Source organism: Bacteriovorax stolpii (genome assembly GCF_002872415.1).
GTDB classification, from domain to species: domain Bacteria; phylum Bdellovibrionota; class Bacteriovoracia; order Bacteriovoracales; family Bacteriovoracaceae; genus Bacteriovorax; species Bacteriovorax stolpii.
In genome coordinates this window covers 3,716,292-3,728,681 of record NZ_CP025704.1, presented here as the reverse complement: position 1 = coordinate 3,728,681, position 12,390 = coordinate 3,716,292, and the positions used below count along the sequence as shown (strand labels likewise).

Here is a 12,390-nt window from a genome sequence, read left to right as displayed (position 1 = left end):
CATGAATATGATTTATAAAATGTGTATCCTGATCTCTACGATCATTATTGGAGATCAGGCCACAAAAGCTATCGTCCAGCAAAAGTTCTACCTCGGAGAAACTGTTCCGGTTATTGAAGGACTTTTCCATTTCACTTACGTGAGAAACCCTGGTGCCGCTTTTGGGATGTTTGGTTATTCACATGACTTCATCCGAATTCCGCTATTTTTTGGTGTGCCGGTTATTGCTTGCCTTTGGCTGATTTACTTGATTTGGACGACGAGAAATACGCATAAGATTCAGTGTCTGGCCTACAGCTTGATTTTTGCTGGTGCAGTTGGAAACCTGATTGACCGCTTTAGCATGAACTACGTTGTGGATTTCCTGGATTTCTTTTACAAAACTCATCACTTTCCGGCATTTAATATCGCCGACAGTTCAATTACCATTGCCGCGTTTCTTTTAATTTATGAAACATTTTTTGCGGCCAAAAAGACAGACGACAGTGTTACCCGTACTGTTTGAATCCAGCTTTTTTACACTCTATGCTTACCCCTTATTTATGGGGTTGGCATGGGGGATTGGTTTTTATCTCACTCGCTACTTACTGGAAAAACACCAATTAGATTCGGCCCCTTTATTTAAACTCTTTGCCGGAGTTTTTATCACTTCATGGATTGGGGCGAAGGTTTTTTTCCTCGCGGTTTCTAGCGGAAACAAAGTTTATCAATACATCGCCAATGACAATTTTTGGTTAGGTGGAGGATTTGTTTTTTACGGCGGATTGATTTTCGGGCTGCTTTTTTATTTCATCTATTCACTGTGGTTAAAACAATTTCCGTTCGAACAAAGTAAATACCTTGTTCCGGGTCTGGTTTTTGGCCATGCAGTTGGACGTGTTGGCTGCTTTTTTACTGGCTGCTGTTATGGAACCCAGTGCGATCTTCCCTGGGCCGTGCATATGCATGGTGAGTGGATTCACCCCGTGCAGTTGTATGAAGCATTCGGGCTTTTCGCCATCGGATACATGACACTAAAATGGGTCGAGCAAAAAAAAGACAACCTTTTTATCGTGACTCGCTATCTTTTGATTTATTCACTACTAAGATTTGTGGTGGAATTCTTTCGCGGAGATCTCATCCGCGGCGTCTACTGGTATCACCTTTCGACGTCGCAGATAATCTCGCTTGTTTTATTCTTTGTCTCGCTGGCAACAGTCTGTTACCAGACTATGAAGCGCGGCCATTAATGATATAAGTTAATTCTGCTGTAACTTCACCCAGGTCATTGGCCTCTTTGGTTAGGGACTCTGCGTGCTCAACGTTGCTTTTTGCTGATTGCGCATTCTGCTGAGTCAGAAGATCCAGGTCTGTTACTGCTTTAGTAATTTCTTCAACGGCAATGTTTTGCTCCTTGAAGGCCACAAATGTTTCACCAACCATCGAGTTGATAGTTTCAGAATCAGTAACAATTAAATCGAAAGTTTTAGAACAGTCTTCAGCGATCCCAAACCCGTGGTTAAGGTTTTTAACCGAAGCATCCATTAATGGAGCGATGTTCGCTTTCGTTTTTGTAACAATTTCCTGAACTCTGTTTGTCGATTTAGAAAGAATTTGTGAAATCTCTTCAGAGGCTTTCCCCGACATAGTTGCCAGATTACCAACTTCTTCAGCAACAACTGCGAATCCTTTTCCATTTTCTCCTGCTCTTGCCGCCTCAACAGAAGCGTTAAAAGAAAGAAGTTTTGTCTGGAAAACGATGTCGTTGATGATCTTTGTTTTATCAGAGATCTCATGGATCAGGTTAACGATATTGGCGATATCGTTATTACTGTTTTCCACCTGCTGGTTGATATTTTTGTTGTTCTCATTGATGGTATTCAAGCTCTCCATCATTTCCTGCAGGGATTTTTTCCCGACATTAACATTGCTTTTGCTTGTCTGAGCAATCGTCTGAAGAGTGGCCATATTGTCCGAGCTCTTTTTAATCATACTGGAAATCTCTTCAAGACTCGCAGAAGTCTGCTGAAGCGCCGCCGCTGAGGTGTCTGTTCTACTTGAAACTTCCAAGCTTGAAGCATTGATACTTGTCGAAGAGTCTCTGAAGGCCTGAGCTCCGTGATTGATTTTGCTCGAAACAGTAATAAGAGTTTTCGTTAAATAGCCTGAAAAAAGTGTAACGAGAATAACGGCAATAGCTAGAACCGAGGCCAGGACCGTCCATACCTTAATAGTGACTGCGCGAACTTCTGCGACTACGTCATCAACGTAAACACCTGTACCAACAACCCATCCCCAAGGTTCAAAACCTTTTACATAAGAAATTTTTGGAACTGGAACCGTTTCTCCTGGTCTTTCCCAGTAGTATTTCAGGTATCCGGCCTTATCTTTTTTTACAATTTCAGTCATATCAACGAAAAGCAGTTTTCCGTTAGCATCTTTCTTTGCACTCAAGTCTTGATTGATGAGTTTCTCATTAATTGGGTGCATGATCATAGTTGGCTTCATATCATTAATCCAGAAATACTCCTTTTCATTATAACGAAGAGCTTTAATGGCCTTGAGGGCCTCTTCTTTGGCCACGGCTTCTGTGATCTTGTTGTCTTTGAAGTCTTGATAAAATTTTGAAATAGTTCCAATCGCTAGTTCCACAGCATAACGAGTGGTTTCTCTTTTTCCTTCATAAATTTTATCTTCGAATGTTGGAAGAATAAAAAATTGTACAAGGATACAAACAGGTAAAAGTAAAAAAGCGATTAGTGAAAAGATACGGAAACGAATACTTTTTGATCTCATCCAATTAAAAAGAAACATCTTGCACTCCGTAGGGATAGGAAAACGTTTTAAAAATCTGATCAAAGTCATATCGGGGGAAAGTTTGAAACGCTAAATTTAAGTTTTTCTAAAGAAAGTGCACCAGGATGGGCGTTTGTCAGTCTACTATGACTCTTAAGATGAATGGAAATTTAATAAGTTAGAAGTTAATTAGGTGGAGAAAAGTGCCAATGATATAATAACTTGTTAAATTCAAGTACACTGGTTGTAGTACCATTCCGCAAGGAATTGAGAGGGCTTTGTTATGACTAAGTACATTTCACTTTGGTTGATTGTTTTAGTAACTGCGCTTTCGGCATCTGCCGCTGATGTGGAAAAAGAGACGCTCGATTATTTAGCAAAAAAAACAATCGAGGATTTCCATCATGGGATTGAAAAATATAATACGAGTAAAGATGTGGGTGTGCCTGCGATTAAAAAGATTAAAGCGCAGGTTTATCAATTTAAGGCCAACACCAACACTGTTCACTTTTCAATCGTTAATTATCTCAATGATCAAATTTATGTTAACAACCGCTTGGTTACCAAGAGCACTTTTGGACTTCCAAAAACCACTTCGTGGTTTGATCGTTTGATTACACCTGCTCATGCAGAAGATGGCGATCTGGATGCTGAGAGTACAAAAATTATTCTTACGGCCTTAGGTGGTTTATCCCGCAATTTAGAAGAAGTCGGAATGATTTGTTTTGCCGGCTGCCAGAAAGAAATAAGAGAAAAGAACTTAAAAAAAATCATCGCCACTCTTGATCGCGAAAATAATGAGTGCGCCGAAGCCGCTGAAGCGCAAGAAGATACGATCAATAAATTTTCCAGCTATAAAATGGTTTCAATGCTTCACTCGACGTTCAGTCCTGAATTTCAGTCGGTGAAAAATCTTTTTCAAAAAGTAGCAGAGGCCAATAGAAAATCAGTTTCGGCCTTTATGGAAAATAAACTGGCGATTGAAAAGAACTACCAGTCTTGCGTAGGGATTATGACAGCAGGAACTGTCGCTGATGGGTCTTATGATAGCATGAGCCGTGGGATTGCTGTTTTAAAGGCCGGTGGTGTGGCGAGCATGGCGATGGAGAGCGCTATTGAGCAGGCCAAGAGCGTTTGTGTAAAAATGGATTCATTAAAGAGCTGTCTGCTAACAGTGAAAAAGAACCTGGCCGCAATCAATAACATCAAACGTGCAGAAAAAAGAAGAACAGGACAAGAGTATTCGCCGCAGGAAAACCTGCCGAATATCGACACGATCGCGAGATAAGGGCTAAATAAAATTAACCGATAATCTTTTTCTTAATTTCTTCTAAGTTGCTTTCTTCGATGTAAAGCTCAGACTTAAGCGTCTCATTCGACCAAGCTGTGAAAGCGTCGTCGTGCTCGTACATCATGATTGTTTCCCAAGGACAGTCTTGAGAACAGTTTTGGCATCCAATACAGCGGGCAAGGTCAATCTCTACCGTCTGATTGAATTGAGGGTTGTTCGGGTTTGGTCCCGGAACTAGCTCGATAGAGTCTACAGGGCATCCCTGAATACAAACTTCACACCCAGTACAGCCAGATTGGTGAACGATCGCCAGGAGTTTAGGTGGTTTTTTACCTTTTCTCTTAGGCTTAAGACGGGCCGTGTGGAATGGATTTTCTACGATAGTCGCTTCATCGGCTTCATTCGTAGTATTATTTGCTGTATTTTCGGTGCTCATAGCAAACCCAAATCATGTAACTTGTGTTAATAAATATCCCCAGATTATAACCCAAATTAGCCCTTTTCGCTATTAGATTAACTAGAGATAGAGTGAGATTATGAAAAAACTTAGATTTGTAACCGCCGCAAGCCTTTTTGACGGCCATGACGTATCAGTCAACATTATGCGAAGAATGCTTCAATCCAAAGGGGTAGAGGTCATTCATTTAGGGCATAACCGCTCAGCACAAGAGGTTGTCGATGCAGCCCTTCAAGAAGACGTCCACGCTGTGGCGCTAAGCTCATACCAGGGCGGACATGTTGAGTATTTTACTTATATTAGAGAGCTTCTGGACGCTGCAGGTGCAAAAAACGTTAAAATTTTTGGTGGTGGTGGTGGAGTTATCACTCCTTCAGAAATTAAACTTCTACACTCTCGCGGGATCACGCGCATTTATTCTCCACAAGACGGGATGGAAATTGGTCTAAACGGAATCATCGACGACATGATTGAAAGGGCCAACACTTCAACTCTTGAAGGAGTGGACTTCTCTAAGTTCAACCTGGGGAAACTGGAAAAAAGAGAGATATCAAAAGTTATTACGGCAATCGAAGATAACGGTGAGCTTCCGGTAAAATTTGCGGAAGGAAAAGTTCCGGTTCTTGGTATCACGGGAACAGGGGGAGCTGGTAAGTCGTCTCTAATCGATGAACTTCTACTTCGTTTCTACCGCCATTCTCCAGACTGTAAGATCGCACTTATCTCAGTAGACCCGACAAAAAAGAAAACGTCGGGAGCGCTTCTTGGAGACCGTATCCGTTTAGGAAGTGCAAGTTTCAACAATTTTTATATTCGCTCGCTTGCGACGAGAGATTCAAATACAGAACTTTCTCCACAAATTAAAAATGTTGTGTCTTTCCTAAAGTCACAGCCATTTGATTTGATCCTGGTTGAGACATCAGGTATCGGCCAGGCCTCTGATGAAATTACAAAAGTAGCAGACAAGTGTATTTACGTAATGACTCCTGAATACGGAGCAGCGACTCAGCTTGAAAAAATCGAAATGCTTGAGGCCGCAACTTTTATCGTTTTAAACAAGTTTGAAAAACCTCGTTCAGAAGATGCACTAAGAGACATTAGAAAACAATACAGAAGAAACCACCAGGAATTCGCAGGTCACCCTGGTGCTCGCGAAGACCACGAACTTCCAATTTATGGAACAATGGCGTCTCAGTTTAACGACGTAGGTGTCAACGCACTTTTCTACGATATCGTTAAAGCACTTAACGTAAAGGCAGAAAATCTTGAATCGATGAAGCGCGATAAAGCTCCAACTGAAAAGAAGAGAATTATCGCTCCTGAGAGATCGCTTTATCTGCGTGATATCGCCGGAACTGTCCGCGCGTATAACCGTGAAGCCATCGAGACGGCAGAGAAATTAAAAGATTACGAAGCGCTAACGATTGCGGCCAAACTTTTAAATGGCAACAAGGACATTGAAGCGAAACTCGCTGAAGTGAAAGCTTCGATTTCGGATAAGGCTTTTGCTGAATTAAAAGTTCTTGATGAAACAATCGCTCAGTACGAATCTGGAACTTATTCTTACTTCGTTCGTGGAAAAGAAATCAAAGTTAAAACAAAATACAAATCGCTTTCAGGTAACGATGTTTCTAAAGTAGCGTACCCGACATTTAATTCAGTGGTTGATAAATACCGCTTTATTAAAAACTCAAACCTACCAGGACACTTCCCATTTGCCGCTGGGATTTTCCCATTTAAGCGCGCCGATGAAGATCCAAAGAGAATGTTTGCCGGAGAAGGCGGGCCACTTAGAACAAACACTCGTTTCCACTATTTATCAAAAGACGACAATGCGAAACGTTTATCAACAGCATTTGACTCGGTCACTCTCTATGGAGAAGACCCGGATACACGTCCGGATATCTTCGGAAAAATCGGAGAGGCCGGAGTTTCAATTGCAACGTTAGATGACATGCAAGACCTGTATAAAGGCTTCAGCCTTATTGACCCAGCAACATCTGTGTCGATGACGATCAACGGTCCAGCTCCAATCATTCTTGCTCTTTTCATGAACACAGCAATGAAGCAAGCGCTTAAGGGCGACGATTTCTGGAACAAAGAAAAACGCGTTGAAGTGATGAGACAAGTGCGCGGGACAGTTCAAGCAGACATCTTAAAAGAAGACCAGGCCCAAAACACTTGTATCTTCTCTCTGGAGTTTGCTCTAAAGATGATGGGAGATATCCAGGACTACTTCTGCAGAAACGCGATTAAAAACTATTACTCAGTTTCAATCTCTGGTTACCACATTGCCGAAGCGGGAGCTAACCCGATTTCTCAGATGGCTTTTACTCTTTCAAACGGATTTACGTTTGTTGAGTACTACCTGTCTCGTGGAATGAAGATCGATGATTTCTCAGGAAACCTATCATACTTCTTCTCTAATGGCCTAGACCCTGAATACACAGTTATGGGTCGTGTCGCTCGTAAGATTTGGGCCGTCACTCTAAGAGATAAATACGGCGCGAACGAAAAGTCGCAGCAGTTTAAATACCACGTTCAAACTTCTGGGCGCTCTCTGCATGCTCAGGAAATTGATTTCAACGACATCAGAACGACATTACAAGCCTTCTTAGCTCTTTCTGATAACTGTAACTCACTTCATACCAATGCCTACGATGAAGCGATTACAACGCCAACAGAAGAGTCGGTAAGACGTGCGATGGCCATCCAGATGATCATCAACCGCGAGTTCGGTATGAACAAGACGGACAACCCGGTTCAAGGGGCCTACATCGTTGAAGAACTAGCAGCGATCGTAGAGGAGCAGGTTCTAAGAGAGTTCGAAAACATCTCTGATAAAGGTGGTGTTCTTGGAGCGATGGAATCAATGTACCAAAGATCAAAAATTCAGGAAGAGTCTCTATACTATGAAACATTAAAAGACTCTGGAGAGTTCCCGATTATCGGAGTTAACACTTATATCGCTCCAAATATTAAAGAGCAGATGGCCAAAGAGATCGAGATTTCTCGTTGTACAGACGATGAAAAAATGGATCAGATTAACCGCCTGAACAAGTTCAAGGAAAAGAACAAAGATAAATCAGAAGAGGCACTTAAACGCCTTAAGGAAGTGGCCCTGAATGACGGCAACGTTTTTGAAGAGCTTCTGACAACTGTTAACTACGCCAGCCTTGGACAGATCACGAACCTTCTTTATGAAGTTGGTGGTAAATACCGCAGGAACATGTAATGAAAAAAGCAGCCGTCTATACTCGCACGGGAGATAAAGGAACAACTGGATTAGTTGGAGGAACACGCATTAAAAAAAGTGATCCGCGCATTCATCTTTACGGAGAAGTAGACGAGCTGAATTCTCACATCGGAATGGCCATGTCTTTATTGGAAAAAGACTTTGATCAGACGCTATTGCGCAAAATTCAATCTTCGCTCTTTGATCTTGGAAGCAATTTAGCTTGCGAAAAAGAAAAAAGAGCGCAGTTTAAACTTCCACAGATCAAAGATGGCACAATCTTAAAACTTGAAAAAGAAATCGATGAAATGGATGCGCATCTTGAACCATTAAAGCATTTTATTTTGCCAGGCGGTCATCCCGCCGCAGCTGCTTTTCATGTCTGTCGTACAGTGTGCAGAAGAATTGAGAGACAGATGGTGGATTTTGAAGATGCCCATAATGGGGAAGTGCCAGAGAAGGCCCTTACCTATATTAACCGTTTGTCGGATTATTTCTTTATGCTCTCGCGTTTTATCAACGCCAAAAAACATATTAAAGAGCCTATTTGGATAGCTGAGAGCGAAGGCTAAGGTTTCTTCTTCGTCTTATCTTTATCGAGTTTTAAAAACTTGGTGTGCCCAGTGCTTTCTTCCTGTTCGATGACGGTGTCTGCAGAGCCGGCCCAGTGATTCACTGGTCTTTTCTTGTCTTTGATATTTTTCCCAAGAACAACCGTCTTCTTTTTTGGTGGCTCACTTTTTGGTTCACCTGGGCGTTCTGGATTATCGACAGAGTTCGTTCCGTTCGGGCGCAAGCTTCCCAGTGCAGGAAGAGTCTTGTCGTTTTTATTTCTAAGTTGCGTACTTCCGATAGCTAATCTTTCAGTTGCAGAAAGTCTTTTATCGTCGATTTTGATCAGTGTATTTCCAATGCGGATAACATCATTGATACGAACATAGGTTTGGTGAACCTGGCTGTTATTTATATATGAGCCATTGGTTGAACCCAGGTCGCAAAAAAGAACTTCGCCCTTGCCTGTGACTTCAAATGAGCAGTGCTTGCTCGACATTTTTGAATCAACGATTTTATAGTCACTCGAACTTGAGCGCCCCATCACGACTTTGTTAAGTACTGGCAATTCTGTAACTTGCCCGTCCTCGGTCTTGATTAATAGAATTACGGCCATAAAATCCCTCTCTAACTAAATAATATCTCATGAATAGAAAATCACAAAACTAGGGGAAAAACATTCTTAGGTATTTATGCTACAATATGGTAATAACAGAGGGAAATACCCGATAAAAGGGGTCTCTTGTTCGAGGTTTTTATGGAACAAATTATTACTGTAACAGATAAAGCACTTCACCATATTCGCGAAATTTACCAAAAGGAACAAAAGGGCCTTGATACTGGACTTCGTTTAGGTGTATCTGGTGGTGGATGTTCAGGATTGTCATATAAAATCGAATTTTCTGAGAAAAAAGAAAAGGACAACATTCTCGATTTCGGTGACATCAAAATCCTGATTGACCCAAAGTCATCAATCTACCTAAAAGGTGTAGAGCTGGATTTTAAAGATGGCCTTAACGGAAAAGGCTTCGTATTCAACAACCCAAATGCAACTAACACTTGCGGTTGTGGTGAATCGTTCTCAGTCTAATTATGAAGGCTGATCTTTCATCAATCCGTTTTAACGAAACCCAAATCGAACTTCGCGGCTACTCTTTGATTGAAGTCACAGGAGCTGACCGTGAAACTTTCTTTCAAGGCCAGGTCACTAACGACCTTCATGCTTTGGAAATCGGCGAAGGCCAGCTGACAGCAAGACTTAATCGCACGGGAAAAGTTCAGTCTTTTTTCACCATTGCTCGCTTAGCTGATAAGCTGCTACTTCTTTGTGAAAATGAATTAGTAGAATCGGTGCTGGCAGATTTTAACAAATTTATCATTATGGACGACGTTGAGCTTAAAGCGCTTAACGAGAAAGTCTATTTGCATTTTAATTACTATCTCGGCGAAAGTGATGAATCGCTTTTCCGTTTCAATTATGCAGGTCTTAATACTTCATTATCAACGGCCCCTTTTGCAGGTGTTCCATTTGCTTCAGAGTCTGAGTTGGAAGAAGTTCGTTTTTTAAACGGTTATCCAAAATGGAAAAAAGATGTCGATGACTCTTTTTTCGTGAACGATTCCTACTTAAACGAGATCGCCATCTCGTATAAAAAAGGATGTTTTTTAGGGCAGGAAACAGTCGCTAAAATCGAAAATAACCGTGGAGCCGCTTATTACCCTGTGATTTTGGAAATGAGCTCAGAAGGCCAATTAGAAAGCGGCAGCGACTTTTTTGTCGAAGATAAAAAGGCCGGAAAAATCCAGTACCAAAAAAATAATATCGTGGTCGCAAGCTTGTTTAGAGACTTCCGCGTAGAGGGAAAGCAGATTCCGGTAATTGTCGGGGGTCAAGCTTTAACGGCGACGGTCCATTACCTTCCGTTTTATAAAAAACAAAAACGTCTTGATATCGCTGAAGAGCTTTATCATGCAGGTGTAGAAGAATTCCAGGCCACAAATGTTGAAGCGGCCATGGATTTTATGAAAAAGGCGATCGCCTTTAACCCGGAACACTCAGATGCTTTTGAATCTATCGGAGTTATTCTAGGGCGCAAAGAACGTTATGAAGAAGCTATCGGCTGGATGGATAAGCTTTTAAAAGTGAAGCCCACTTCGGTTATGGCCCATACTAATAAATCACTATTCTTAATGAAGCTTGGAAAAATCGAAGAAGCTGAAGCTGAAAAGGCCCTGGCGACTGTGAAGTCTTTTTCAATGTTTGGTGAAGAGGCAAAAATCAAAAAGGCCTTGGACGAAGAAAAGAAAAAGAAAGATGCCGATATAGCAAGACGTGAAGGGATGTTTAGACAGGTTCTGGAAATTGATCCAGATGATACTGTGGCCCTTTATGGTCTGGGTGATGTGGCCTTCTATCGTGAAAATTTTAAAGAAGCCGTCACTCACTTAGAAAGAGTGGTTGTTCTTGATGAAAAATACTCAGCAGCTTATTTATTATTAGGTAAAAGTCTCGAGGCCAGTGGGAATCTAGAGCGTGCTATGCAAGTGTATAAAAAAGGCATCGATGTCGCTTCTAAAAGAGGAGACATGATGCCTGCCAATGAAATGCAATCCAGATTAAATCAACTTATAGTGGCTTCTCGTCTCGCTTAATTCTTTTTTCAGCGTAGAAATTTTAACGAAAGCTTCTGTGTCTAGCGCCTCAAGATTTTTAAGTGCGGCGTCCACCATCTTTTTATAAGCATCAATGCGCTCATAAGTCGCGTTGATTAGTGCCAAGCCTTCTTTGTTTACGCGCTTATTTTTAAAAGCATGTGTGAAGTCAGGACGGCAGTAGTCCAGCATAAAATACTCTTCTAAAAAGCGAGTCTTGATCTTAACTCTTTCAGCTTTTGTGAAGGTCAGCGTTTTCTTTTCAGCAGCAGCATCCAGGTTTGCAAAAAGCTCCATGGCCCAGAAGAATGTGAACGTTGCGTGGTAAATCCCGCGGATAGGGCGAAGGGCCTTTCTCCATGGAGAATAATAAACTTTATCGTCATCTTCGTTGATCAGGTCAACGTGGTTTAAGTAAGTGTTCAGGTAGTGGTGGCCGTTTTCATGAAGAAGGTCATCCATCAAATCGATTTGGTCGCGGTCAAACATGTTTAAACATGAATAACCAGGAAGAGATTGCATCGAGTAGCTAACAATTCCTTTTTCATTCACAGGAACAATAGTATGAGTGAAGCTCTTAAAAGTTGTGTAAAGGTGTGGAGCTACTTTTTTAATGTTTCCCAGGGCCTTTGTGATGTTCTTTTTAAATTCATCAATTTTCTTTTCACCTTCTTCGCAATGAGGAAGAACATAAAGTTTTGAGTCTTCAAGAGTTAATGCTTCAGGCGCATCTTCAATTTTTAATTCAACATCTTTATCGTCAACTTCAATGACCATTTTACTGGCTTCTGGATCGAGCTTGCGCAGAGGAAGTGAAGGGTAAGTCTCAGGAGTCTTCTTTAGTTTCACCGGAAGGTGTTTATCTGTAATGTAGATCTTCTTTTCAGAGTCTCCTAGTTCAGGAACAACCTGGTACATAAGAGCGTCTTCAAAATCCTGGCGGTAAAGGCTCAGGTGAACAACATAGAAAGAAACAATCTGGTTTTCTAAAAGTGGAACCAGGTTAGTTGAAACTTCAATAACCGGTGAACCATCGTTTAGGAAGTTTAAAAAACTCTCAGCAAGTTCTGAATCATTCCAGAAATTAAAAAGTTCGTTTTCCAGGTCAGTTAGTTCGTCACTGTCGATGTCTTCTTCAATCAGAAGTTCTTCGTGCAGCTGAATAACGTAGATCAAGTTATCAACCAGGTTTAACCAGTAAAATTTTAGCGGCGAGTATGTATCAAATGTTTCATCGTGGACGATGTCATTTAATTGATCGAGAAAATCCGGATCGACAACATCAGTATCAAAACCTTTTTGAAAATCGATTCTTAAATCTTCGATGAAGTCCAGGTAACTTCTCTCAACATTCTTCTGTAATTTTTTGTGGAAATCTTTGGAAAATAATTGCTCTTTCATAAGGCCTTCGTTTCGGAGTTATGTGCC

General features: G+C 41.3%; 11 protein-coding genes. 7 read left to right on the top strand and 4 right to left on the bottom strand.

Annotation, left to right across the window (positions count from 1 at the left end):
* Position 1: 1 nt before the first annotated feature.
* The gene (gene lspA / locus C0V70_RS18500) at positions 2-505 is read left to right on the top strand and encodes a signal peptidase II (protein WP_102245346.1); all 504 of its coding nucleotides are present in this window, start codon (positions 2-4) and stop codon (positions 503-505) included.
* A 37-nt stretch (positions 506-542) separates the two neighbouring features.
* The gene (locus C0V70_RS18495) at positions 543-1,229 is read left to right on the top strand and encodes a prolipoprotein diacylglyceryl transferase (protein ID WP_243733570.1); all 687 of its coding nucleotides are present in this window, start codon (positions 543-545) and stop codon (positions 1,227-1,229) included.
* Here C0V70_RS18495 and C0V70_RS18490 read toward each other — a convergent pair.
* A complete protein-coding gene (locus tag C0V70_RS18490; RefSeq protein WP_158649752.1) occupies positions 1,210-2,793 on the bottom strand; it encodes a methyl-accepting chemotaxis protein in 1,584 nt (527 codons plus the stop codon). The genes C0V70_RS18495 and C0V70_RS18490 overlap by 20 nt on opposite strands.
* A 265-nt stretch (positions 2,794-3,058) precedes the next feature.
* Between C0V70_RS18490 and C0V70_RS18485 the strand changes: the two genes are divergently transcribed.
* Complete coding sequence (locus tag C0V70_RS18485) at positions 3,059-4,063, top strand: hypothetical protein (RefSeq protein ID WP_102245343.1); 1,005 nt, start codon at positions 3,059-3,061, stop codon at positions 4,061-4,063.
* Positions 4,064-4,076: 13 nt separating this feature from the next.
* On the opposite strand, the gene C0V70_RS18480 is transcribed toward C0V70_RS18485, so the two are convergent.
* Complete coding sequence (locus tag C0V70_RS18480) at positions 4,077-4,502, bottom strand: 4Fe-4S dicluster domain-containing protein (RefSeq protein WP_102245342.1); 426 nt, start codon at positions 4,500-4,502, stop codon at positions 4,077-4,079.
* Between the two features lie 100 nt (positions 4,503-4,602).
* Here C0V70_RS18480 and icmF point away from each other — a divergent pair, with 100 nt between their 5' ends.
* On the top strand, positions 4,603-7,758 hold the full coding sequence (icmF, locus tag C0V70_RS18475) for a fused isobutyryl-CoA mutase/GTPase IcmF (protein WP_102245341.1): 3,156 nt from the start codon (positions 4,603-4,605) through the stop codon (positions 7,756-7,758).
* Complete coding sequence (locus C0V70_RS18470) at positions 7,758-8,330, top strand: cob(I)yrinic acid a,c-diamide adenosyltransferase (protein WP_102245340.1); 573 nt, start codon at positions 7,758-7,760, stop codon at positions 8,328-8,330. The genes icmF and C0V70_RS18470 overlap by 1 nt, the downstream gene beginning before the upstream one ends.
* On the opposite strand, the gene C0V70_RS18465 is transcribed toward C0V70_RS18470, so the two are convergent.
* Positions 8,327-8,926, bottom strand: a complete 600-nt coding sequence (locus C0V70_RS18465; protein WP_102245339.1) for an FHA domain-containing protein — start codon at positions 8,924-8,926, stop codon at positions 8,327-8,329. The genes C0V70_RS18470 and C0V70_RS18465 overlap by 4 nt on opposite strands.
* 141 nt (positions 8,927-9,067) lie before the next feature.
* On the opposite strand from C0V70_RS18465, the gene C0V70_RS18460 reads away from it, so the two are divergent.
* Both C0V70_RS18460 and C0V70_RS18455 read left to right on the top strand, forming a co-directional pair.
* The gene (locus C0V70_RS18460; RefSeq protein WP_102245338.1) at positions 9,068-9,400 is read left to right on the top strand and encodes a HesB/IscA family protein; all 333 of its coding nucleotides are present in this window, start codon (positions 9,068-9,070) and stop codon (positions 9,398-9,400) included.
* 2 nt (positions 9,401-9,402) lie between these two features.
* On the top strand, positions 9,403-10,962 hold the full coding sequence (locus C0V70_RS18455; protein WP_102245337.1) for a tetratricopeptide repeat protein: 1,560 nt from the start codon (positions 9,403-9,405) through the stop codon (positions 10,960-10,962).
* Here the strand turns inward: C0V70_RS18455 and C0V70_RS18450 are convergent.
* The gene (locus C0V70_RS18450) at positions 10,927-12,363 is read right to left on the bottom strand and encodes an aKG-HExxH-type peptide beta-hydroxylase (RefSeq protein WP_102245336.1); all 1,437 of its coding nucleotides are present in this window, start codon (positions 12,361-12,363) and stop codon (positions 10,927-10,929) included. The genes C0V70_RS18455 and C0V70_RS18450 overlap by 36 nt on opposite strands.
* Positions 12,364-12,390 lie beyond the last annotated feature (27 nt).